22 protein-coding genes are annotated in these 24,106 nt (G+C 56.1%); 10 read left to right on the top strand and 12 right to left on the bottom strand.

Features of this window, described 5'->3' with window-relative positions:
- Window positions 1–976: 976 nt before the first annotated feature.
- The 3 genes from IE102_RS13235 to IE102_RS13225 are packed head-to-tail and all read left to right on the top strand — an operon-like array spanning window position 977 to window position 5,312.
- Window positions 977–3,244, top strand: a complete 2,268-nt coding sequence (locus tag IE102_RS13235) for a TonB-dependent receptor (RefSeq protein ID WP_189487468.1) — start codon at window positions 977–979, stop codon at window positions 3,242–3,244.
- Complete coding sequence (locus IE102_RS13230) at window positions 3,244–3,816, top strand: hypothetical protein (RefSeq protein WP_189487466.1); 573 nt, start codon at window positions 3,244–3,246, stop codon at window positions 3,814–3,816. The genes IE102_RS13235 and IE102_RS13230 overlap by 1 nt, the downstream gene beginning before the upstream one ends.
- Window positions 3,813–5,312 carry a PepSY-associated TM helix domain-containing protein gene (locus tag IE102_RS13225; protein ID WP_189487464.1) on the top strand — a complete coding sequence of 500 codons (1,500 nt, stop codon included), beginning with the start codon at window positions 3,813–3,815 and terminating at the stop codon, window positions 5,310–5,312. The genes IE102_RS13230 and IE102_RS13225 overlap by 4 nt, the downstream gene beginning before the upstream one ends.
- Before the next feature lie 93 nt (window positions 5,313–5,405).
- Here the strand turns inward: IE102_RS13225 and IE102_RS13220 are convergent, their stop codons facing one another.
- The 3 genes from IE102_RS13220 to IE102_RS13210 form a co-directional block, all read right to left on the bottom strand.
- Window positions 5,406–6,878: a methyl-accepting chemotaxis protein gene (locus tag IE102_RS13220; RefSeq protein WP_189487462.1), complete on the bottom strand. Its 1,473-nt coding sequence runs from the start codon at window positions 6,876–6,878 to the stop codon at window positions 5,406–5,408.
- Between the two features lie 352 nt (window positions 6,879–7,230).
- The gene (locus IE102_RS13215) at window positions 7,231–8,400 is read right to left on the bottom strand and encodes a PepSY-associated TM helix domain-containing protein (RefSeq protein ID WP_268247483.1); all 1,170 of its coding nucleotides are present in this window, start codon (window positions 8,398–8,400) and stop codon (window positions 7,231–7,233) included.
- Complete coding sequence (locus IE102_RS13210; protein ID WP_189487459.1) at window positions 8,400–10,751, bottom strand: TonB-dependent receptor; 2,352 nt, start codon at window positions 10,749–10,751, stop codon at window positions 8,400–8,402. Before IE102_RS13210 ends, IE102_RS13215 begins: the two co-directional genes overlap by 1 nt.
- Window positions 10,752–10,899: 148 nt before the next feature.
- Here IE102_RS13210 and IE102_RS13205 point away from each other — a divergent pair, with 148 nt between their 5' ends.
- A complete protein-coding gene (locus IE102_RS13205; protein WP_189487457.1) occupies window positions 10,900–11,400 on the top strand; it encodes a sigma-70 family RNA polymerase sigma factor in 501 nt (166 codons plus the stop codon).
- A 1-nt stretch (window position 11,401) separates the two neighbouring features.
- Window positions 11,402–12,358 (top strand): FecR family protein, encoded by a 957-nt coding sequence (locus IE102_RS13200; protein WP_189487455.1) that lies wholly within the window; start codon window positions 11,402–11,404, stop codon window positions 12,356–12,358.
- 1,023 nt (window positions 12,359–13,381) lie between these two features.
- On the opposite strand, the gene IE102_RS13195 is transcribed toward IE102_RS13200, so the two are convergent.
- A complete protein-coding gene (locus IE102_RS13195; protein ID WP_189487452.1) occupies window positions 13,382–14,131 on the bottom strand; it encodes an SDR family oxidoreductase in 750 nt (249 codons plus the stop codon).
- 160 nt (window positions 14,132–14,291) lie between these two features.
- Here IE102_RS13195 and IE102_RS13190 point away from each other — a divergent pair, with 160 nt between their 5' ends.
- Complete coding sequence (locus IE102_RS13190) at window positions 14,292–15,011, top strand: HAD-IA family hydrolase (RefSeq protein ID WP_189487451.1); 720 nt, start codon at window positions 14,292–14,294, stop codon at window positions 15,009–15,011.
- Here IE102_RS13190 and IE102_RS13185 read toward each other — a convergent pair.
- Both IE102_RS13185 and IE102_RS13180 read right to left on the bottom strand, forming a co-directional pair.
- Window positions 14,988–15,929 carry an AraC family transcriptional regulator gene (locus IE102_RS13185; protein ID WP_189487449.1) on the bottom strand — a complete coding sequence of 314 codons (942 nt, stop codon included), beginning with the start codon at window positions 15,927–15,929 and terminating at the stop codon, window positions 14,988–14,990. The genes IE102_RS13190 and IE102_RS13185 overlap by 24 nt on opposite strands.
- Before the next feature lie 144 nt (window positions 15,930–16,073).
- Window positions 16,074–16,352: a hypothetical protein gene (locus IE102_RS13180; protein WP_189487447.1), complete on the bottom strand. Its 279-nt coding sequence runs from the start codon at window positions 16,350–16,352 to the stop codon at window positions 16,074–16,076.
- 419 nt (window positions 16,353–16,771) lie between these two features.
- Here IE102_RS13180 and IE102_RS13175 point away from each other — a divergent pair, with 419 nt between their 5' ends.
- Complete coding sequence (locus IE102_RS13175; RefSeq protein WP_189487445.1) at window positions 16,772–17,104, top strand: type II toxin-antitoxin system PrlF family antitoxin; 333 nt, start codon at window positions 16,772–16,774, stop codon at window positions 17,102–17,104.
- Window positions 17,105–17,106: 2 nt separating this feature from the next.
- Window positions 17,107–17,598, top strand: coding sequence for a type II toxin-antitoxin system YhaV family toxin (locus tag IE102_RS13170; RefSeq protein WP_189487443.1), 492 nt, complete (start codon window positions 17,107–17,109; stop codon window positions 17,596–17,598).
- A 58-nt stretch (window positions 17,599–17,656) separates the two neighbouring features.
- Here IE102_RS13170 and IE102_RS13165 read toward each other — a convergent pair whose 3' ends face one another.
- The 4 genes from IE102_RS13165 to IE102_RS13150 all read right to left on the bottom strand — a co-directional run bounded on the left by IE102_RS13165 (window position 17,657) and on the right by IE102_RS13150 (window position 20,289).
- A complete protein-coding gene (locus tag IE102_RS13165) occupies window positions 17,657–18,145 on the bottom strand; it encodes a sigma-70 family RNA polymerase sigma factor family protein (protein WP_189487441.1) in 489 nt (162 codons plus the stop codon).
- 84 nt (window positions 18,146–18,229) lie between these two features.
- Entirely contained in the window at window positions 18,230–18,352 is a 123-nt protein-coding gene (locus tag IE102_RS18100) for a hypothetical protein (protein ID WP_373295611.1), read from the bottom strand.
- A gap of 317 nt (window positions 18,353–18,669) precedes the next feature.
- Window positions 18,670–19,647: a CE1 family esterase gene (locus tag IE102_RS13155; RefSeq protein WP_189487440.1), complete on the bottom strand. Its 978-nt coding sequence runs from the start codon at window positions 19,645–19,647 to the stop codon at window positions 18,670–18,672.
- Window positions 19,648–19,719: 72 nt separating this feature from the next.
- Window positions 19,720–20,289, bottom strand: a complete 570-nt coding sequence (locus IE102_RS13150) for a hypothetical protein (RefSeq protein WP_189487438.1) — start codon at window positions 20,287–20,289, stop codon at window positions 19,720–19,722.
- A gap of 170 nt (window positions 20,290–20,459) precedes the next feature.
- Between IE102_RS13150 and IE102_RS13145 the strand changes: the two genes are divergently transcribed.
- Together IE102_RS13145 and IE102_RS13140 are read left to right on the top strand one after the other, a co-directional pair.
- Window positions 20,460–21,176: a response regulator gene (locus tag IE102_RS13145; RefSeq protein ID WP_189487436.1), complete on the top strand. Its 717-nt coding sequence runs from the start codon at window positions 20,460–20,462 to the stop codon at window positions 21,174–21,176.
- Window positions 21,173–22,540, top strand: coding sequence for an ATP-binding protein (locus IE102_RS13140; protein ID WP_189487434.1), 1,368 nt, complete (start codon window positions 21,173–21,175; stop codon window positions 22,538–22,540). Before IE102_RS13145 ends, IE102_RS13140 begins: the two co-directional genes overlap by 4 nt.
- Window positions 22,541–22,855: 315 nt before the next feature.
- Here IE102_RS13140 and IE102_RS13135 read toward each other — a convergent pair whose 3' ends face one another.
- Together IE102_RS13135 and IE102_RS13130 are read right to left on the bottom strand one after the other, a co-directional pair.
- A complete protein-coding gene (locus tag IE102_RS13135) occupies window positions 22,856–23,047 on the bottom strand; it encodes a hypothetical protein (RefSeq protein ID WP_189487432.1) in 192 nt (63 codons plus the stop codon).
- A gap of 163 nt (window positions 23,048–23,210) precedes the next feature.
- Window positions 23,211–23,516: a hypothetical protein gene (locus tag IE102_RS13130; protein WP_189487431.1), complete on the bottom strand. Its 306-nt coding sequence runs from the start codon at window positions 23,514–23,516 to the stop codon at window positions 23,211–23,213.
- Window positions 23,517–24,106 lie beyond the last annotated feature (590 nt).

Below are 24,106 nucleotides of genomic sequence, written 5' to 3'. Positions count from 1 at the left end.
TGATTTGCCATAGGCGCTTTCTCAACCTCCGGCCCTAAATCCATACGACTAATCTAGTCCGAGGAAATAGACTCGGATTCTACTTAGGCCATGCAATATAAGCCTGACTTCCCTGCGGGTCTTGCGTTACGTGACAACACACACAGGCTTAATTCGACGCCAAAGCGGAACAAGCCCCTAAAGTGGACATTTGGGTACATTCCACTCTCCCCGCTTAGCGAATTACCGCAGCAAAGCCTTATTCAGGTGGTCTGGGCTAAGTTGGTGTTGGACTCATGAGGGCGGAAAGTAAGCGTGATATCCCTGCGATATTACTGTGCGGTTGATGGTCCATAGCAATACCAGAAATCCACCCGTCACAGTCTCGCGTGCCGATTATAATCACCGTAAGCCTGGTTCCTGTAGCCAGAAGTACGCGAGTGACTATGATTTCTGTGATATGCGTCTCCGCTCGGTATATGTCGGTTGCAGAGACGTAAATCGTCTCCAATGCCCTTAAAAAGTCAGTGATCTGAGCACGGCCTTTGAGCGGTTCGTCAATTAAATTTGAGGTAAGAATTGCCCTATCCATAATTTCGGGAAGTAAGGTAAGGCCGTCTTTTGTGAAGATTGCCACAATATCGCTAAGCTCCTGAAGGATGAGTGTGCTCCAACCTATACATCCGTAAGTCAGGATGCGATGCCATCATCACCGTCATCGACAAAATGTCAGGCGTAATGAAAGCAAAGGTGGTTATACGTATAAAACGGCGACACGATGCCGCCTTCATTCGGCCACCTACTCCGCACCGGCTGCTTGGCGCAGGACTACATGGATCTTAGCCCAAGGTTTAGCTGCCTATATACCCCCAACATTAACACCATCAAATTCGCCCCCACCAATCAAACGTAGCCCCCACAGATGCGATTGACTATCAAATCCAAAAACTGCTACTGCAATTGAATTGCAATAACTTTCCGTTTGGGTGCAAAGAAAATGAAATTAAGCCTGGTCTCTGCTGTCAACCTGATAGCACTATTATCATATTTACCAGCGCAGGCCGATGCGCCTTTAGGCCCGGATGATGCCGACGCAGTGACGGAAGTCGTCGTAACAGGTGAAAAAACGCGCCGGTCGCTCCAAAACACCCAATCTTCGGTAGCTGTAACCACGACGAAGAAGATTCAGGATGAGAACATTCAGAATTTCTACGACGTTGTGCAACGCACCGCCAATATGTCGGAAACTTACGGCCCAACCGGCTTTACCATTCGCGGCATTTCCAACCTGAACGTTTCCGGCGGTGGCGCGGGTTCGCTGGCGACCATCTATGTCGATGGTGCGGCCCTGCCGGAACGTGCCGTTTATTCCGGCCCTCTGGAAATGTGGGATGTCGGTCAGATCGAAATTTTCCGTGGCCCGCAATCAACCCTTCAGGGTAAGAATGCGCTTGCCGGTGCGGTCATCATCCGCTCTAAAGACCCGACGTTTAATTATGAATATAAGATGCAGGCGCTGGTCTCGGATCAGGGTGACCGTAATATTTCAGCCGCCGTAGGCGGCCCTCTGATCGAAGATCAGGTCGCCTTTCGCCTGTCGGCGGATAACCGTCATTCTGATGGCTATATCTATAACACCACCCGCCATACTCAGGAAAACCCGGTCAAGAACCTGAACCTGCGCGGCAAGCTTCTGTTTCGTCCTAAGGCGGTTGACGGGCTGGAGGTCATTGCCACCTACGCTCACAATAAATTCGATTCCGGTTATCTGTTCACCTATGCCCGCACCGATGTCCCGGACTATTACGATAACCGCATCAACACATCGAATTATCCCAATACCAACACCACCAAGACCGATATTTTCACGGTTGAGGCCAGTTACGAAATCTCAGACCGCCTGACACTGTCGGGCGTAGTGTCGCACAATAAGTTCGACACGACCATGTCCTACGATCAGGATTCGACCGAACAGGACATTTCCTATGGCACTCAGGCTCAGCTTGCCAAGACATGGTCGCAGGAGGCCCGCCTGAACTACCGGAGTGAGCGTTTCACTGGTCTTCTCGGGCTTTATCATTCCAAGCGTGACAGCGACGCCGACATGACCTCCCTCACCAATGTGACAACCCCAGTACCGACCATCATTGGCGGTTTGATGCTGAGCGGCCTTGATCAGGGCACAGCCACCTTTATTGCCAACCTTTATGCGCAGGCCTTGCCCGTCATTCCGGTCGATGTGACGTCACAATCACCTGAAACGGTCGAAAATACCGCTGTGTTTGCGGACGGCAGTTGGCATATTAGTCCAAAGCTGTCGGTGCTCGGCGGTTTGCGTTATGACCGTGAGGAGTATGGTGTCGGCACGACGCAGGTTGCCATCTTCGCTGGCACCCTCCCCAACCCGGCCAATTATCCGGCCGAAATTCAACCGGCGATTTCCGGTATCAATGCCCTTGTTATTGGTCAGGTGTCCGGGGCCAACTCCGACACGGCCCTTCAAACCCGCACCTTCGAGGCCTGGCTGCCCAAGTTGGGCGTAAAGTACGACTTCACCGATGCCATGTCGCTGAGCTTCATTGCACAGCGTGGTTATCGTTCGGGTGGATCGGTCATCAATCAAGCCCGATCAACGGTTGTGGCCTATGATCCTGAATATACTACCAATTATGAGTTCTCATGGCGCAGCGCCTGGCTGGACAACAGCCTGACGGTCAATGCCAACACCTATTACATCGACTGGACCGATCAGCAGGTAAACGTCAATATGGGCCTGAACGAGTTCGACTATGAAACCAAGAATGCCGGTAAATCGCACCTCTATGGTTTTGAGGTCGAGGTCGCCCAGCGCCTGACTTCAAACTTCGACTGGTACGGCTCGGTCGGCTACTCCAAAACCGAATTCGATGAATTCAGCGTCGATCAGGGCAGTCTGGTCACGGACTTCTCCGGTAAGGAATTCATGTACGCCCCACGCTGGACGGTATCAGCAGGCGGCACTTGGCGAGGCGACAACGGCCTGTTTGCCAATCTCAACGCCAGTTACCGCGCTGAGAACTATCAGGGAGTCGATAATGATTTAAAGGTCAAGGCTCGCACGCTCATCAACACCAAACTTGGCTATGATGCCGGCGCCTGGGCGGCTTATATCTATGCCAATAACCTGCTTGATGAAAAATATTCGCAGTATGATCGCCCCGACGACGGCATCTCCCTTCTGGGTGCCCCCCGCACCGTCGGAATCATTCTTGAGGCCAACTTCTGATGAACTGGGAAACGGCTTACCAAGCCGGTGCCCTAGCCCTCGCGTTAGCGGGGGCTTTTGCGCTTAAAGCTGCCTGGTCAAAACCGGGACCAAAGCGACCGTGGTTTATTATTCTGGGCTGGGCGTTGTTTCTGGTCTCAGCCATTATGGCCGCCGCCATGCTTGGGCCGGTACGCGGAGCCTTCATAGCCCTCGCTATCGCCTGCGCAGCGGGTATGAGCGTCGCCGTTTCCAATTACACCATCCGAGTTGTTAAGGCTCGTGCCGGTCGCGAACTTGCCCTTGAGCCATCCGACCGTAAGCGCGTGGCGTGGCGCGGGTGGATTCGAGGGTTTCTGGCCGGCCCTATGGCGGGTATTGCCGCCATGGGCGTGGGCCTATTCGTCGCGATCTGCTTTCCGGGCGCGCCTCAGACCCGCATGGTTGTAGGCGGCGTTTTGGTGCCTTTTCTGTGGGCCGGCGGCATGGCATGGACATTATCTGATGACAAAATCATCCGGGCCTTTGCTGTCCTGTTTGGCGTTGCGTTCCTTTCATTGGGTGCGGCCTTTCTGAAAGGAACCCTGGCATGAGCCGTAAACCTATCTGGCCAAAAATTCCGGCCGCTTTTGTGCGCGCCATGCTGGCCGGCCATTCCGCACTTGGGCTGGCGTTCGCGGCCCTGATCTACATCGTTTGCTTTTCCGGTGCGGTGGCGGTTTTTACTACTGAGTTTCGCCGCTGGGAAAACCCGACCTCCCCTGTTGTCCACGACGTGACACCGGATGTTATTGAGCGAACCCTGACTCAGACACTGGCAAAAGCGCCGTGGGCACACCACGTTTTCATCACTCTGCCAACGGATGATGCCCCGCTGATTCGTGTGATGGTTCAGCCAGACCACGAAGATAAAGCCCACAAGGATATAACCTGGGTTGCAGATGCGCAGGGTAATCTGAAACAGGAAACCGTCGATGCCTGGTCTAATTTTCAGGCCTTTTTACATGTCCGCCTGCACCTGCCGGATGCCTGGGGCGGTTTCGTGGTCGGTCTGACCGGTGTAGCATTGCTGTCATCGCTCATATCGGGGATATTGTCGCATCCGCGCGTTTTCAAGGATGCCTTTTCGCTAAGGCTGGGCACGAATAAGCGCCTCCAGGAAGCCGATCTGCATAATCGCATCGGGGTCTGGGGACTGCCGTTTCATATCATAGTATCCCTGACCGGCGCGTTTCTTGGACTGACAACAATTGTTGTCGGCGTACTGGCGCTGGCCGTGTTTAAAGGTGATGTCAATAAGGCCTATGCTTTGTTCACAGGCCCTCACCCGATCGATGATCCGCGTCCGGCGCCGCAGCCGGATATCAAAAACATTCTGTTCGATCTTAAATCGCGCGAACCCCATGCGGTGCCGACCTACATCATGATCGAGCATCCCGGCGAAGAAGGCGCGGCCATCGCCGTCAGTGCCGAAACCAGAGGCAAGCTTTCGCGCGGCGAAATGCATGTTTATGACCGCAAGGCTAAGTATCTTGGAAACTGGGGATGGGAAAAAGGCACAACAGGCCAGAAAATCTATTCGACCCTGTCGCCCCTTCATTTTGGATGGTTTGGCGGTTGGCCGCTTAAGGTTATCTATGGCGTTCTGGGCATGGGCCTTGCTGCGGTCACCTCAAGTGGTATCGCCATCTGGCTGGCCCGGCGGCGTGACAAGGGCCGTCCGGCCCCAACCTGGGAGCGGCTTTGGACCGCAACCGTATGGAGCCAACCTTTGGCCTATTCCTTAACGGCAATCTGCGCGCTCATAACCCGTTCGGATAACGTACTCCTGCCCGTCTGGGGCGGCGCCAGCCTGACGATTTTGGTTCTCGCGCTCTTTACACCGGTTAGAATATTGTCAGCAGGGTTACGCGTTGCGGGTAGTTTGGGTCTGATGGCGGTCGTAGCGACACACGCTGCCCTGTGGCCACCCATGGCAAACATTGATCCGATAGTTTGGTATATGCATGCAGTCCTGATTGGACTGGCAATCATTTTACTGTGGAGCGCGAGGGCATCCGTACTCGCCGCTCGAAACCCGCAATCATAGACACAGCCGCTGGCCCGTTTACACTGGCTAGTCGCCAAAGCGCCCTGCCCGGAAATGGTACTGAATGGGCATCCGGGAGCATTTTTTACGGCCCTAACCAAGTGAACGGGCAGCCTGGCGCACATTTTGTGTCGACTGGTCAACCTGGGTTGCTGCGCTAGCAATGGTAGAGGCATTTTGCGTGATCGAATCGACGCTACTGGCAGCCACCTGCATGTTAGATGCGATGTCACGCACCACGGCCGACTGCTCATTCATGGCCCCAGCAATACTTGTCGATATCGAATTGATCTGATCAATGATCTGCGTAATTGCCTCGATGGATGCGACGGCCTTTTCAGTGGAAGCCTGGACTTCCGTGATCTGGGTCCGGATTTCATCCGTGGCTTTAGACGTCTGGGTAGCCAGGGTTTTAACCTCAGTAGCAACAACAGCAAAGCCTTTACCGGCCTCACCCGCACGCGCCGCCTCAATAGTAGCGTTCAGTGCGAGCAAATTGGTTTGTGAGGCGATTTGATTGATCAGTCCAACCACGTCGCCGATACGTTGGGCGGCCGAAAACAGACCTGACACAATCTCAGTGGATTCAGTCGCCTTTTGAACCGCGGAGGCGGAAACATCGAGCGCGGTATGAACCTGATGATTTATCTCGCTTACCGACGCTACGAGTTCCTCAGCACCCGCGGCGACAACCTGCACATTCGACGATGTTTGGGTTGAGGCAGCGGCGGCACCCGACGCTAAGCTCGTCACTTCTGAGATCGCGGTTGTGATCTCTTCGAGATCGCGGGTTATTCCGGCCTGAACCTGCTCGCGCCTTAACCGCTCACGTACCTGTGGCGTGATGTCCGTTGCAAACTTCACGACCTTAAAGGGAATGCCTGTGGCGTCAAAGATGGGATTGTAAGACGCCTGAATCCAGACTTCACGTCCCCCTTTACCGATCCGTTTATATTCAGCAGCCTGGAACTCCCCTCTGGCAAGCGCGTCCCAGAAGGCTTTGTATTCTGACGATCGCCCGTAGCCCAGTTCGACAAACATAGAGTGATGGCGCCCTTTGATCTCCCCAATCTCATAGCCTAGGGCACTAAGAAAATTCTCATTGGCTTCGAGAACATTGCCAGCAAGATCGAAATGGATAACGGCTTGGGCTTTATTAATAGCAGCGATTTGTCCTTCAAATTCAGCGGTCTTGAGTTTTTGAGCGGTTATATCCGTTGCTATCTTGACGACCTTGATCGGCCGACCGTTGCGATCCAGGACGGGATTGTAAGAGGCCAGAATCCAGACTTCTTTTCCCCCTTTTCCGATACGCAGGTACTCAGCGGAATCGAACCGGCCTTGTTTCAGGTTCGCCCAGAAGCGTTGGTATTGATCGCTATCCCGATAAGCGGGGGGCACAAATATGCTGTGGTGCTTCCCCTTGACCTCGGCGAGTGTATAACCAACCGCCGATAGGAAATTCTCGTTAGCACTCAGGATCGTTCCATCCATAGAAAATTCAATCAGAGCCTGAGACTTCGAAATCGCTTGTAACGTCGCGTCGCTAGTTGAATCCCAAAACATGTTATTCTGCCCCAAACCCTGTAAAAGCCTTAGAGAACAATGTTCTTACTTAGATAATATTTCCTTACTTTTTGAATGGGAATATGGACTGCAAAACATGAACACCATCTCTATTCATCGCGCCGTTAATCGAAATGAATGGTTAGTGCAAGCATGCAGGATCTCAAAATGCCCTGTTGATCACCGCCAAAGCCCCCTATACAACTAACTTAAAGCGCCCGACCTTCATGTATCTGTTGGTTTTTGGCTGCTCGGTATGACGCCTGCAACCGGATTATCTCGCCGTTAAGCGGTTCTAAACCGACATTTAACGGAACACACGTCACAAAACACCGGCCAGCCGCAACATAGCTTATATCGGTGCACGCACGCGGGCTTTGCGCTTGCGCCACCAGATCAGCAGACCTGTGACGCAGATACAGGTTAATACCAATCCGGAAACAAATATGACGGCACGGCCGAACGCGCCGAAGGCCTTGCCCGAATGTAAAGGATATTGCCAGGCCAGGAATACATCGCCGGCACCGCCTTCGGTGACGTGCCGATCGCTGATCAAATGCCCTCCACGCCCGTCAACAACCATTAAGCGCCGTCCATAGGTGTCAATGTCGCGCGGATCATATAAACGCAGTTCATAGACCCCTTTGGCCGGATTATAGGCCATCAGGTCTATCCGGGACTGATCACCGACGGAATTAACCACGTCCATAGCCTGCCCGAATGATACTTGTGGATCATGGATCGGCGTCTCAAGGGCTGGAACCGTGAAAATGGCGCGCGGTGTCGTCGGGGAGATCGCATCAACCGTGCGGACAAAGCCGTCGTACCAGTTAAAATAAAGCCCCGACACCGCCAGTATAAGCGTGATGGGCATCAGCCACAGCCCGCCGGCCCGATGGAGATCAAAGGTACGTTTATAACCCCCACCCCTAAATCGCACCCGAAAGCTTGCGGTCCATTTTTTGAGTGATGGGAATGATAAAATCGCCGCGACAACGTGGTCTATCACCCACAACAGGGACACAAGTCCCAAAAACCATACCATCGCCCCACCCAGGTGCAGGTCCATGTGCAACCCATAAACAAAGTTCATGAGATGGCGCCGCCCCAGCCCATCCTCATGGGTTCTGGAACCCAGAACCTGCCCCGTGTAGGGATTTACAAACACATCTATGTCACCGCCCTCACCTGCGGCATACGGGCGCAAAGGCAAGGTCATAAGGACGCTGCTACGGTCAGTTTGCGGCAAATCTACGAACCGGACAAAACGCTCAGGATAAGCATCCTGCGCCGCCTGAACCCAGCTTTGCGCGGACACATGCTCACCTTGGACCTGAACGCGCCTCAGGTCAGTGTTCAGAAGCGCATCGAGTTCATCATAATAGACAATGGCCGAGCCCGTCAGACCGAGCACGGCCAGCCATAAAGCACCCAGCACGCCAAACCAACGATGCCAGAGAATGAGCCATGGCCGGGGGCGAACCTCCGGCCATGATATTTTCCGAATGCGGCCAGCGGGCATCAGAATTCATAAGCCAGCGACACCCGGACATCGCGTCCGGCCTCATAGACCCCGGCAATCCCTTCCCAGTCGGGAATGTGATTATAGTCGGCGACACTGGCGTGATCGCGGTACTTTACGTCAAACAGGTTTTGAACCGCAATATTGACCCGTAGACGATCAAGGCCCTTTGGTTTCCAGTCGATAAAGATATCCGCGACCGTATAGCTGGGTTTATCAACACGCTGGATATCGGCAATCCAGCCAATTTCGCGCGCGCGGTACAGCACCGGAATATCGTTCAGGGCCTGAACGTGGCGGACGTTGAAACCTGTATCAATATTACTGGCGGCCTGCCACGCGACATTGAGGTTCCACTGATCACCCGATGCGTTGGCGAGACCAATTTCTTCGTAGCCTTCAACCGCCCGGCCATTCAGTTCTGAATCATAGGTTGTATAAAACACATCGGCACTGACACGCGGCCAGCTATAGCCGACCCTCAGTTCAAAACCCTTCGTTTCAAATTTGCCGACATTTTCATAATAGGTGGCATCCTGAGGCGGGGCACCGGCGCCGATCTGATCCATGATAACGTCGTCAATTGTCATTTGGTAGAGGGAGGCTGAACCGCGCAGCCTTGTGGCCTTATAGGTTAGCCCCACTTCGGTATTATCCACACGCTCAGGCTCAAGGTTAGGCGCCAGGGTGATCCGGCCTGGACGGCGTTCCAGCGTAAAGGCGTCACCCACTTCCTTGCCCCGGAAGGCCTGAGCATGTCCTGCGGTGAGCGACAGCGTATCTGTAAACGCGTATTTCAGACCGATATTTCCGCTAAAGCCCTGACTTGATGTGCCGCTGTCGTAGGTTACCTGCTCAAGATCGTAGTCATCATAACGTACACCGGCACTGATCAGCAGCGGATCGGAGACCTGAAAGTGGCCTTGCACATAAGCTCCCCAAAGACGGCCCTCCTCCTTAAAGGCCGCCACAGCCGGGTTCCAGGCCCAGTCGGCGATAGCTTGTGCGTCGCCCAGATATTCGCTGCTCACGCGGTCAGTCTTGTGCTCAATCCCATAGATCAACTCATGCGCCCCAAAACGGCTGGTGTTGCGGACATCAAAGCCGAACGTATCGATCTTGGCACCATAACGCCCCCAGCGCGTAAAGATATCCTGAGTAAATTCGGCACGGGTGTAATAGGCCGTGACATCCATATTCACCAGGTCACCCAGTTCGTTGCGATAGTTAGCTACAGTTGTGCGTCGCCCTGCCTCCGCCGGATACAAAATAGCCCCTTCAAGGGCAGGCCAGTTTGGTCTTTGGCCAAATTTGCCTTCCTCATCGCGGTGTTCATAGCTTACCGACAGGAAATGGTTGGGCGCCAGTTTCCCCGATAGCTTCAGAAACCCCAGGGCCTGCTCTGCCGCTGTGCCATAAAGCCGGTCACCATCACCATCCTGCATGTCATCACGATCAACATAGACCAGAGATCCGAGCAAACTCCAGTTATCCGACAGGCGGCCATAGGCGGTGACACTGCCCTTATAGCCGTTGTTGCTGAACCACGACGCCTTGCCTAGCATTCCAAACGGCTCCCCCTCCGACAGCAGATCTTCCGCGCTTTTGGTTCGGAATCGCAAGGCCCCGCCCACTGCACCAAAGCCTGAAGTCGCCTCACCCGCCCCAGCCTGCAACTTGACGCTCTTCATCAATTCAGGCTCAATCTGCACCCGCCCGATATGGTGGAACAACGTGCCGGTCTGAGGTGCGCCGTCCACCGTTACATTGAGCAGAGTGTCTTCCATCCCCCGGACATAGACTTTCTGAGCAATACCGACCGACCCGCCGACTGATACGGACGGGGTATTGCGGAAGATATCGGCCAGATCGTTGGCCTGAGTTTGTTCCAGTTGCTTTGCCCCAACCAGCACGCTTGTGGTCTGCCCGACCACGACAACTTCGGCAATATCCTCAGGCCCCGATGTCACAGTTTCAGCGACAGGCTTGGCTGAGCGTTGAACCACCCGCTCAACCGCAACCTGACGGATCACAAAACCACCACGGCCGTCAGGTTGCGCCGATAAAGACGTCCCTTGCAGCAGCCGCTCTAATGCCTCGGAGGTCGTATATCCCCCCCTCAGCCCCGAAGTTTGTTTCCCCCGAACCGTTTCTGGCAGAATGGCAATCATGACGCCCCCCTGACGACCAAGCTGAACAATCGCGGCGTCCAGCGGACCGGCGGGAATACTAAAATTGACTTTTGTCACTGATGCCTGAGCGCATGCAGGTGACACCACACCTGTCACCGCCGCTGTGGTGAACGCGATAGCCAGGGCTGCGCAGGCAGCACCTGAGAAACGATTTTTCATATTCGGTTTCCTGAGATTAATAAGGCTTTCGTATTCAGGACGGTTGAAACCGCAAAAGCGGACACACATTGCATTATTTCGCCCCCAATATTGCAAATAGTTCGCATTTGCTAAATAATCCCCGTCGTAACAACAACGGCGGCAAGAAATGAAAACGGGAACCGGAACAGTTGAAGGGCTCTATATCGGTCATGGCGAGTGGCTCGCTAAATGGCTGGAACGCCGTCTGCGCTGTCCGGATCGTGCAGCAGACCTTAGCCATGATACATTCTGCCGATTGCTTGAGCGCTTGCCTGAGGTCACTCCCGCTTCACCCCGCAGCCTTCTCGCCACCATCGCCCGCCGCCTTATGGTGGATGACATCCGCCGACGTGAGATCGAACGCTCCGTAATCGAATGCTTTGCTCTTCATAATGATGATACCTATCCGATTACCCCTGAGCGGATCTTGGAGGCCATCAGGTTTCTTGATGAGGTGTTGAAAGTTCTGGGTGGCCTGCCCTCCATCACGCGTCAGGTGCTGTTGCTCAGGCGTGTGGATGGCCTCAGTCAGGAGGAGATTGCCTCAAAACTCAACCTGTCAACCCGGACGGTGCGTCGGCATATTGTCAGCGCCAGTGTACAAATTTTCAGTGTGATGGCAGATTAACATGTCCCTAAAAACACCCCAGAACATTGTAACCGCGGCCGCCGAATGGGTGGGTTTGCTCGATTCTACCTCCGCCAGTGATGCCGACTGGTTGGCCTGCGAAAGCTGGTGTGCGGCCCACCCCCTGCACCGGACAACATTCGAGAAAATGTGGGCTTTTCATGACCGCCTTGATCAGGCCGGTCCCGCTGAAATCAAAGCGCTGCAGTCCTTGGCGTCAAAACCGAAACAAGACCTCCGCCGGGCTTTAGTCTACGGATTTGCTTTTGTCATGTTCGCGGGCCTGTCCTGGAGTCTTTTGACCTCAGACAGTCTTCGCGATAACTTTCCCGACTATCACACCGCACGTGGGGAACAGAAAACGGTAGCACTCGCAAGTGGCAATGTTGTTATACTCGATACGGATACAGCTATACGCGTCACCGAACGCGAACGTCTCGATACGGTCAGGCTTATCACAGGACGGCTGCTGGCGCGAGTAAACCGCAGCCCTGAGCGACGCTTCAGCATTCAGTCCACATTTGGTTCGGCTACGGCGCTTGGCACCGCCTATGAGGTCGAACTGACGGCCTCCGCAATGAAGGTCAGCGTCATTGAATCGACCGTGCGTGTTTGTCCGGCAAACACACCGCCTGCCTGTGAAACCTTATCGCCGGGTGAGCGCGCAAGCGTAGATCGTCACAGGGTGACACGACTGCCCAAGTCCGCCCCCGCTACCTTCAGCAGCTGGGCAACAGGCTGGGTAGAGGCCGTGAATGAAGACCTGACTGTGGTCCTTACAGAGCTGAATAGATACAGGTCACTACCTCTTGTGTTCGATCCGGAAAGGCTAAAGGGGCGTCGCGTCAGCGGTATTTTTCCCGTTCGCGATCAGGATGCAGCCCTGCGAGGTGTCGTTACCTCTAGCGGGACCCGACTTGTGTACACTGACAACGGAACCGTAAGCGTCGTAAATTAAATACACTTCATTTAGGCCGGTTTAGCAAAGCCCACACTCATTCTGTCCCGTTTTATGGCCCCCACCCCACGAATGCTGTTGACCATTCTAAGCTCGCTTTCACCTCGTAAAACTAAGAAATAGTGGTCTGACTTCGTTGCGACCGTTTCATATGGTCTTGCGTCCGTCCGTTTAAATGATATTGCGAGCTATTCTTATTTAATATTTCTGGAATGAACGCTGTGGCCCTCGCTTCTGCATCAATGCCAAACAATATATGCGATTTAGTCTATGCCGAACATTTTTCAGTATGGGCAATGCGAACCGCGGTGGCCTGCCCTCATTCCTGCCGTATCTTGCACCGTGAGTTGCGCCACGCATTCGGTGAAGAAGTGACTGAAGGCTGTACGGCCTTTAGCCAGATTCTAATAACCCTCTCGTCGGGAAAACGCACCCTGACAATTGGCAGGCCCGGACATATCGACCTTACCCATGATGAGTTGAGTCTGGTGGCCTTACTCTGCGCAGCTCAGAATGCTGACGAGACGCGCTTTGCCGCTCACGCCAATTGGCTTATGGGCAATGACCGCATTTACGCCCTTTATCAGCCCTGCCGGACATTCGCGACCATCCTTAGCCGCAGAGGTCACGGGTTTCGTCTGAGGCCGTGTGCGGCGCTCGTCAGTACGTCACAACGCGCGGAAACACCCGCGTTGAGATTAGCCTGAGATTTTACCAAGCTTACCTTTTCCGGAAATCCCTAACGATTCAAATCAGGAGAATCCGGCCTAATACTGGCACCGGTTGATACTAAAGGGACCCTTTCACGCCGCTCCTGCCACCGGCCCTTGGTGAAGTTGATCACATGCTGCCCGGATTGGGCGCGCCAGTTCTTGCTAGTAAGCGGCACGATCAGCGGCTTTTCGTCCCCCGACGCCTTGATTGGCGAACCGCCGAAAGCCGCCGCTTCCCTCTTCAGATGGCAGTAGTTGAACGGCGCATCGCCACCGGTTAGCCCACGCGGCATGGGTCGAACCTGACCGCTCAGCCATGGCACCCTTGAAAGAGAGCGACCGCGTCGGCCCCGGCTGGGAACTGAAGCCTACCGGACATATCATGTACGGCGGCCCAGACAGCCTCGGCAACATCGGTTTCTTTCGTTGTTAGCGTCGGCTGGCTAAACGCTTCGAAAATCGGGGCGGCGAAGTCGGCATAAGCGGGGGGAATGAGATCTTCGATACGAAGATCCGTGTTTTGTGCGAACCGCGTCGTCGGGGCATATCCCGGCTCCACCAGTCTGACCCCGACGCCAAAATGGGCGAGTTCCTGGGCGAGCGAGCCTGTGAAGCCCTCGATAGCCTGTTTGCTGGCGGTGTAGGCCGCCGCCAGCGGCATAGGGGCCAGCGTGACGCTTGATGTCACGTTGACGACGACGCCGGATCGGCGTTCGCGCATCTGGGGAATGACCGCCTGGCACATCGCCATAACGCCGAACGTGTTGGTGTCGAACACCTTACGGATATTCGCCATTGGCGTTACCTCGAAGGCACCGACAACGCCAATGCCTGCATTATTGACGAGCACATCGATCGGCCCTGCACCCGCGACGGCAGCCGCTATACTGTCTTCGTTCGTTACGTCGAGCGGCAGAATACGCAAATTGGGCGATGACGGCAGGAGCCGGGTGTCGGGGTGACGCATGGTCGCGATGACCTTCCATCCCCTATCGAGGAAATGACGCGCCATCTCCAAGCCATAGCCCGAGGATGTACCGGTGATTAGGATTGTTTGCATAAGAACCTCCGTTGGTTGGATGGTTCCTTAATAGGGCACAGCGTGGAGACGATCCATAATCCCCAGTCCATTATTCATTTCCAAGTATCCAAATCGTGAGAATAATGGTAAGGAAAAGGCCAAATTCCCAAAATTAACCTTTGAAAGAGCACAACGCAAGATGCAGCCACTTTCGCAGATGCGACCGATCGATGCCATTCTTCTGGACATGGATGGAACGATCCTGAATTCCATTAAGGCCGCCGAGCGTATATGGGCGGCGTGGGCGGAGCGGCACGGTATCGATGTCGACACATTCCTGCCGACCATTCACGGCGTACAGTCGGTCGAAACGATCCGCCGGACGGGTATCGCCGGTCTTGACCTCGTGGCCGAGGCGGCCAGAATCACGCAGGCCGAAATCGATGAGGTGGAAGGTATTGAGGCGATCCCGGGTGCAGCGGCGTTTCTTACCACTCTGCCAATGAAGCAATGGGGCATCGTGACCTCGGCACCGAGGGCGCTGGCCTTGCGCCGGATCGAAGTCGCGGGCCTACCCGTTCCACCTTTGCTGATTGCCGCCGAGGACGTGGCGCGCGGGAAGCCGGCACCTGACTGCTTCCACCTGGGCGCCGAAAAGCTTGGCACCACGGCGGACAGATGCCTTGTCATCGAGGATTCCGTCGCCGGGATTGCGGCAGCCGTGAGCGCCGGAGCAATGGTGCTGATCGTTACGGCCACTCATCACAGACCGACTGAAACCGGACATCCGACGGTTGTCGATTACAGCGACCTGACACTAACGACCTTGCCAAATGGTTCTCTCGAGATCGGCCTTACTTTGGATTCCGTCGATGCTCCCGGCGGCATAAAGTGGTTACTGCAAACCCGTTCCGTCTAATTGGTTCCCGGGATCGTTGTCGCCGAGGATCCTAGCGAATTTTCCTGGCGGACAGCCGAGCCGCTTTCGGAAAGCCGTGCTGAAGGCGCTTGCGGACTCGTACCCGATCTCGTCGGCAATCCGGTCGAGGGACTTTGCGCCGTGCAACAAAGCATCTTTCGCCAGCGCCATGCGCCACCGGGCCAGATATTCGATCGGGCCGCATCCCAGAACGGCGCCGAAACGCGCGGCGAAGGCGGAACGCGACTGTCCGGCGACCCGGGCAAGGCTCGCCACGGTCCAGTCGGCTCGGACATTGGCGTGCATCGCCCCAAGCACTCGCGCTAGTACCGGGTCACGCATACCGTTGAGCAGACCGGCGCGGTCGTCCCCAGGCCCGATGCCATCCCAGCGCATGGCTTCGACCAGCAGAACCTCAAGCATGCGCTGGAGGATCATGTCCTTGCCTGGCTCATCCTGGCCGCATTCTTCCATGATGAGGTCGATCACCCGGCCGAGGCGTACCGCTCGCCCTTCTGAGGCCGGAATATGAATCATGCGCGGAAGCAACGCGAGCAGGAGCGGTGCGTTGATAGTCTCGATACGAAAGGTGCCGCCGAGCGCCTCGAAATCGGCTTCCCCGTCCGGCTCGCCATGGCGGCTGGGCACATCCATAGGGTCGCGCAACTCGCAGTTGATGTCCGGTTGACTGCTCAAGGTGAAGGATGGCGTCGACGGCAAGAGAAGAAAGGCCCCTGGCTCCAGCTTCCACGGCGCCTCCCCCTCGAACGCGATCCAGGCCGCACCTTTCAGGATGATTGTGAAGCCGGGGGCATCATGCGCCGCATAGCGAACGCCCCAGCGCCCCCGCCCGGTAATGGGTTTGGAAATGGCCGTGCTCGGCCGCAGCAGGGCAATGATGTCGCTGAGAGGGTCCAAGTGAGACGATCCGTAATTAATATGGGAACAGGAATCCTATACCGTCTCATCATCTTCGTCCAGCAGACGTGAGCCGCCGGTTCGTCTGTTGTCGTGAGGGAGGACGTTGACGAATCTGCGCTCATGAGAGGCAGAGGCCCCTCGTCACTTTGCCCATCTTGGCGGGTCAATTTGCCGCCAAGTCTTGTACGTTCCCGGAACCGGAATTTTAGCACCAAGCTCCTTCAAAGCTCCTGAGCTCAATTCGTAAATGTCCGCACAGACCTCGGGATTGCCATAGTAAGGCGCCGCTGCTGTAAATGGGCCCACCGAAGTTACTTGCGCAACGGTGTTGTCCCAAGTGGTCCGCTTTAACCAGAAGCCCGGCTGCTCGCCATTCGCCACATACATCTGAAAAACATTGAGATCTGAGAAATCCGCCATAACGCTTGCCTAAGTCCGATGGCCCTTGATGACGTTCATAATGAAGCGGGAAAGGCTGAAAGCGGACGTCCCGAGGGGGGTAGGACGTCCGCTATATTCGCCGGTTCGCAGGGGAAGGACATACCGGCGAGAATTGAGCATATAAGCCATTACCTCTATAATCCAGCCCGGAAGTGACGCTTTCTGTCCAAAATAGCGTCGTGAATCGGATCTCGTATTCCTAAGCCCGCCCGGCGTAGCTAAGTCGTCGGAACCCTCCGGGACAAGAGACGGGGCGCACGGGACTTTTGCAGCGCGCTACAAAAACCGAACCGTTCATAGCATCTGAGGTGGCGATAATTCAGGCTTTCTAAAATCCGCCCCTTGACAAAGTAAGGCAATTTCCTTACTAAACCTCAAGATTAAGTTAGGAGTCGACCATGGCTGCGTTGCTGAAAGAAGAAAGCACCATCACCGCAAAGGGCCAGACCACGGTTCCTAAGGCCGTCCGGCAGGCCCTGGGCGTGGACTATGGCGGACGCATCGCCTTCTTCGTCGATGACGCGCGCCGCGTCTATGTCGAGAAGGCGACGCAAGAGGTGAGCGATCCGGTCGTTGATCGCTTCCTTACATTCCTCGCGCATGACATGACGAAGCATCCTGGCACCTCCATCATCCCGATCCCCGCGACGTTGCGGGATCGTATGGCGGCGCTGGTCGGCGACATCGACGTTGACCTCGATGCCGAGATCGACGGGGGTGTCGCACTCTAGCCATGCTAACGATCAATGGCTGGACCATCCTTGCGCATCCCCTTTTTCTCGATCAGTTGGAGAAGCTGACCGAGACCGTCGAGGCGTTGAAAGCAAAGAAGCCCGAGGAATATCGGAAAAATGCGAACACCAAGCTCTTGGCCGCATTGAACAAGCTCGTTTTTGAGGCGATTGCGGCTGACCCGACGGCGACAGCCTATCGGCAAGGCTCGACCCTCGGCGATGATTACAAACATTGGTTCCGGGCGAAGTTCGGGAACGGCCGCTTTCGCTTGTTCTTCCGATATGACTCGACAGCGAAAGTCATCATCTTTGCCTGGGTCAACGATGAGACGACGCTGCGGACCTATGGCGCGAAGACGGATGCCTACAAAACCTTCAAAGGAATGCTGGACGACGGCAATCCACCAGACGATTGGGCCGCACTGTATAAGGCGGCTTCCGAAGCCAAAGCGGTCGAGCGGCTCAACACCGCTTCATCCACAAAGCCATAGTGCACTAACTGCCGCACAGTCCTGCATGGCGCCTGTAGGGCGTCTCGCAAAAGGCCATTTAATGGATGGCGCCGATCTGCCCAGAAATATGTGCCAGCTTGTCAGGGTTCCGTATCTTGTAGATGGCCCTAACACGGCCATCCTTGATCTCGAACGAGGTTGTCTGCAATGTGCCGTTATACATGCTGACATAGCCCGGCAGGCCGTCGATCCAGACCTGTCGAACCATGCTTTCGGTATCACCATACTTCCGGAAGAGACCCTCGTAGAGACGCAGTGCCTTATCCACGCCAACAATGGCGTTCGGGAAGGCCAGCACTTTGCCGCCACCATCCGACACGATCCTGACCCCTTCGGCAAGGATGGTCCAGAGCGTGCCGATATCTCCAGTTCGGGTTGCGTCGAGGTAGGCCAGAGATATCCACTCGCCGTCGTCGCGGGCCACCCGATAGCGCGGCTTGTCGACTTGCACATTGCGGCGGACGCGTGACGCCAGTTGGCGCACGGTCACGACGTCGCGGTCGAGCGTTGCGGCGATCTCGTCCATCGGAGTGTCAAACACATCGTGCAGCAGGACATGGCGGAACGTCCTGCCAGATCGCAACGCTGCCGGATTTTGTCCAATCGGGCGTTAGAGGCGACCTATCTTGGTGCTGATGACGTACTCTTCGCGTGGACGCCCTTGCAGGCTAACCCCCAATCGGCGCTCGCTCAGGCCAAGGCCGTACCACGGTGACGCGTCGAAATAGCGTATACCTTCGTCCCACGCAGCCGAAATCGTATCCGAGCATCCTGCTCGGTCATGACCGTAAAAGAGTTACCTCTGCGCCCAAGGCAGACATTTGAGATACGCGCTGAAATCTCGGAAGCGGACATTATCAGCTCTTTTTTCATCCAATTTATAACAAGCAAAGCGTCTAAAATTCTAGGGGCACCTCACCTGCACCAACCATGATAAAGCCTCCAAGGAAGAGGCCGACGACGCGGAGCCAGGTTGGAAGTGGTTTCATCTCGTTTCACTTTCTTGTTTCGAACGGTATTGGGGTAGAACAAAAATTCACATCTTCACGGTCAGTCGACGCGTGAATGGACCTTAAAGAAATCCCAGATCACGTCGGTGGCATTTATAGCATCGTAACGGTTGCGCTCCAGGGCCGGTGTCGTTCCATCGGTTGCGCCCGGCCAGCCATGATTGGCCGAGGCCAGACGATAAAAGCGTACCTCGCTGCCTGCACGGCAGTCACTGTTGACCTCGGTCGTCACGTCGCCTTGCGTCACTATATTGGGCACCGTGGTGCAACCGTCCGCTCTACGCCAGAAATCGACGGCATAACGCACCGGCTTGAATGGCTTTGACTGCGCTTTAGCGACAAAGCGGGTCGGGCTCATGCCACCGTTGAAGCCGACGACCTGATCCTGGACGCCGTGCATGATCAATATGGGGACCGGTGCACGAGGGGCGGGTTCACCACCGAACATGGCGCCGGCCACTACGGCGACGCCAGCCAGACGCTCCGGCATGGCGATGGCCACCCGATGCGTCAGCATGCCACCATTGGACAAGCCGGCAACGAAGATGCGGTTGGCATCCACATTCGCCGCTCGGCTCATCTGATCAATAAGGGTTGCGACGAAATGCACATCGTTACCGCCACTCGTCATCGCCTCACCACAACAACCGCCCGCATTCCACGTTCCGGCCTTCGCCTTCTGACCAATGCCGTTGGGCGCGACCAGAATGAGACCTTCGGCACGAGCCTTGGCTTGCCAGCGCGAGATCATCGTGCCGCCATTGCCACCGCCGCCATGCAACAACACAACCACCGGGGCCTTCATCCCAGGCCGGCTGGCATCGAGTACAAGATAACTGCGCCGGGCCCCATCAAGTGTCAGGCTACGTTCTACCACACCGGGGATGGCAGGGGCTTCGGCCGCTCGCGCGGCCATCCGATCGCGTAGACGCATCCGCTCCGGCGCACCGGCGGCGGCACATCCCGAGACGAATGACGCCATGACGATGACACTGAGGATCGCTTGGTGTGATTTCATAGTGTTCAGTCCTGAATGGATCTTGAGGCCATTCCCTTGCCAAGGCATCGGATGGCAAGGGAATGGGGATAGCTACTGGTCGCGTTCAACGGTGCGGGTGCGGCTGGCGGTGGCCCCTGCCCCCGTGGTTACCTGCGTACCGACAACGACGCTTCCCTCGGTTACCGACACATCGCGCTCCGCTGTGACCGAGCGTCCGCTGGAGGTTTCGACACCACGCGTGCGACCATAGCCATCGTCCGTCCGGTAGACGGTGTCCCAGGCCGATTGGGTGTTACCGGCAACGCCGGTGTGCGTGCGCTGCCCACGGATAGCCCCCTCACCCACGACAACCGACCCGGAGCGGGACGCCGTCGCGCCATTATTATAGATTCGCGAGGCGCTTGTGCTGACGGCTCCGTCGCCATAGGTCGTGTCCCGCGTGGTTGCGACGCCGCGTCCCGATTGGGTCTGCAGGCTGCGACGCACTTGCGTCGCGCCCGAATTGCGGTTCAGGCTACGGCCGGCCACGTAACCGTGACCATGCGCGCCCTGAACCGATACAATCCGGTCGCGCGCGCTGGCTTCAGCAGAGGTCGTGGCGATCAGCGCGAGGCTGATAGCGCCTGCAAATGCAAGACTATAATTTAAAAATTTGGACATGGGCGGAATTCCTTTGACGTGTTGGTGTATCCCGAAGGTACGCCACCGTCGTAATCCGCATGTGACCCGAGTGTTTCTGTTCGTAACAAAGTGTAACCGGCGGCATTCCGGCTTTTCGGCACAGACCCGGCGCGTTACACATGGAGATCAACCTTCTATCGGTATCCCCAATGTCCCAAACCACTCTTATTGCTGTTGTCGAGGATGACCCTGAAATTCGCGCCTTGATCACGGGACTGCTCAAGCGGGAGGATTTTGAGGTCGCCGCCTGTGGCAACGGCGAAGACCTTGATCGCGCCATGGCGCGTCAGCGTGTCGATCTCGTCATTCTTGACCTCATGATGCCGGGTGAAGATGGCCTGTCGATCTGTCGGCGCCTGAGAGGGGGAAATTTGTCGACACCGGTGATCATGGTGACGGCCAAGGGCGATGATATCGACCGGATCATTGGCATCGAACTCGGCGCCGACGACTATCTGGCCAAACCGTTCAATCCGCGTGAACTGGTGGCGCGGGTCAAAGCGGTACTCAGACGAACGCGCGATGCGCATCAGGTGGTGCGGACTACCACGGCGGAAACCTATCGTTTCGATGGCTGGACACTGGACACGGGCGCGCGGCGTCTAGCGACGGCGGCGGGGCAGCCGGTTGAGCTGACCGGCGGTGAATTCGACCTTCTGATGGTGTTCCTGACCCATCCGCAAAGGGTCCTCAACAGGGATCAGTTGCTCGACTGGACCCGAGGCCGATCTGCCATGCCCTTTGACCGCAGCGTCGATGTCCAACTCAGCCGATTGCGGCGCAAACTGACCGACGAGGCCTGCGACATGATCAAGACTGTGCGCGGCGGTGGGTATCTGTTCTCACCTGTCGTGGAGCGCGTATGATGCGCGAGCGCTTCGACAGTCTGTTCGTGCGCATCGGCGCGGTGTTTCTCATCGGCTGCCTCGCTTTTCAGGCGGCGTTGTTGATAATCGTTTTTTGGCCAGGTGGCCCGGCACGGCCGGTATTCCTCCTGCCCTCGCCCGAACAGGCCATGGCCATGGCGGCAGCCCTGGAAAAGGCACCGCCGGCGTTGCGGCCTGACATTGTTCGCGCCTTGAACAGCGATGCCCTGATTGTCCGGACCGCCCCCTCTGTTGAAATCCAAGACGACGGTGCCCCCCTTAAGAGTTCTGCGCGCCTGGAGCGATTGTTTGCTCGGTACGCCAAGGGGCTGGACGGGCGAGCGTTCAGCATCCAGGTGCGCTCTGGCGGTCGGGTCAATGCGTTCTCAGAGGACCATATTGGTGCAGCCGCACCCGTGCGACTGGTGTTAAGTCTGAGGACAGGTGAGACCCTGATCCTTGAACGGACTCGTGCGCCAGCCCTGCGACGACTGATGGATCGCGGCCTCATCATCGCCACAGCCGGTCTCATCATTCTCGGCTTCGTACTTGGGATCGCCTTGCGGCAAACCGCTCACCCGATCAAGCGTCTGAGCCAGGCATCGCGACAACTGGCGGGCGACCTATCCGCACCAGACCTGCCACTAAAAGGGCCTTCCGAGATCAGGGAGCTATCCGCCGCCTTCAACGACATGAAGCATACCATCCGCTCGCTGATCGACGACCGCACGCGGATGCTGGCCGCCATCGCCCACGATTTTCGCACCTATCTGACCCGGCTTCGCCTGCGCGCCGAATTCATCGATGACCCGGATCAACAGGCCCGTGCCATCACGGATATCGAGGAGATGAACGAGTTGCTTGATGACACCCTGACATTCGCGCGCGACGTCTCTCTCTCGGGGGCCCCCAAGACGCGATCTGTGGATGTCGTTGCCGAGATCACCACTCTTACGGCCACCCGTCGGGAATCCGGACAGAACATCGACTTCGGTGACCACCTCGACACCCCTCTCATGGCGGCCTGTGCGCCTTTGGCCCTGCGCCGCATGCTCAATAACCTCGTTGACAATGCCGTGCGCTACGCCGGCAGCGCAAGGCTAAGGGTTTGGTCCGAATCCGGCTTCGTCATGGTTGCGGTCGAAGACAGTGGCCCTGGCGTGCCTGATGAGGCTCTGTCCCGATTGACCACACCGTTCGAAAGACTGGAGACCTCGCGCGCCCGTCAGACCGGTGGCGTTGGCCTTGGACTCTCGATCGTGAAAGCTCTTGCCGAGAGCCAGGGAGGTGGTATGTCTATACAGAATCGCGCCGAGGGCGGCTTGCGGGCGACCTTGCGACTTCCAGGCGACAATACCGGTTGAGGGCATTACACCTGAACATGCTACTCTTATACGTACGCCGTTTTCCAAATCTTTGGTCGAAACTTTCAGCCGTCGTCGCGCTGACGTGAAGCAACCACCTGCGCCTCGGGTAAAGCCAAGTGCTCAATGGGCGCGGTTCACGGAAGGCTTTCCGGACCGCTGCCGTTTAAGATATGACGCTATCGTCGTTGCGCCTGAACGATAGCCACGCCACGGTCAGTGACCATATTTACAGCCTCGATCTTAACTCGCGGCTGAACTTTCTCTTTTCCATGTGAACCTCCAGTTCGATGAACACCCTTTTCTCGGTGTTCGTCAAACCGGCAGCAGCTCAGTTTTGGCCATAAAGACCATTACGCGAGCAATGGATGAGTTGTCGAACCTGACAACCGCCATGGTTGGCGCCGTCGAGGAACAGGCGGCCACCACACAGAAAATGTCCAGCAACATCACCGGGGTTTCAACTGCCGCCGCAGCGCCGGGAGAGCGCTGGCAGCGTAAGTGCAATCGCCTCGATCCTGGCCGGACACTCCGACGGTTTGAAGGGCAGTGTTGAGCGCTTCTTAAAAACAGGCTGATGCCGCGATCTGCTTATTGGAAGGGTCGGCGTGTGCATTTCGCATCGACACGTGCAGCGATTTGACGGTGGGTTCGATCAGGTGAACATGAGCTAAGCCTTAGCCGGAAATAACGCCACCACCTCTCTCAAGGCCTCGACGCTCTTGCCCAAAGCTTTGATCGCATTCTTTAATTCGTGGCAAGTCTGTATGAATGCGGCTTTCTCGTCTGGCAAAGTTCCAAGTTCCTGCATACGGCTAACGGTCGCGGCCACTTCTTTTTCCAAGATCGATGCCTGGTCGACAATCGACGAGGTGAGGACCGCTCGCTCTTGACGAAGAGCCTGCGGATCGATTGTTTTCGCGAGGCGTTCAAGGACGTCTGGCTTGATAGGCAGAAAGTGTAACCGACTGGCCATTTGCGTACTCCCTTACCACTTCAATCTATTTTACAACTGCTAACGACATATGAAGATCGAATTTAAGCCGAACAGATTCGCAATGGACTGGAGAACGTATAGACTGCCATATATGCCCTTAGGAGCGTTTAGCTGCAACCCAAAGCCACTTTTATTATCATTGCAATTCACATTCGCTCCCATCAGCATTTGGGCAGGCGACCCGCCACTGCCCAAATGAACAGCCCGATACGGATCAGCCTGAACCGAGTTGGCTCGTGGCGCAAATCGACTAGGGCACATTCCCCATGGTGGCGATGAGACGTGCGAGCTTTACTGGTTGAAGATAATCGCGGGGACGCACACTCAGTCAGCGATCCTTTATTACGATGTAGATCCAGTGCCCCCCCAGAAACGTCCTGGGCGCGTTGGAGGTTGGCAACAACATCTATCATCTCGTTATATTGAATCTAATTCACCCTATTCCGCCTTGCACTATACCCCCATGGGGTATATGCAAATGGCCTTAGTATTAATCGAGGCCGCTATGTCACAGCATCCATCCCACACCGGCCAGCTCCCGCGCTTAAACCGGGCTGCCGGGCAGATCG

The sequence above is a fragment of the Asticcacaulis endophyticus genome (assembly GCF_014652575.1).
Taxonomy (GTDB): Bacteria; Pseudomonadota; Alphaproteobacteria; order Caulobacterales; family Caulobacteraceae; genus Asticcacaulis; species Asticcacaulis endophyticus.
This window is presented reverse-complemented; position numbering and strand designations above follow the sequence as displayed.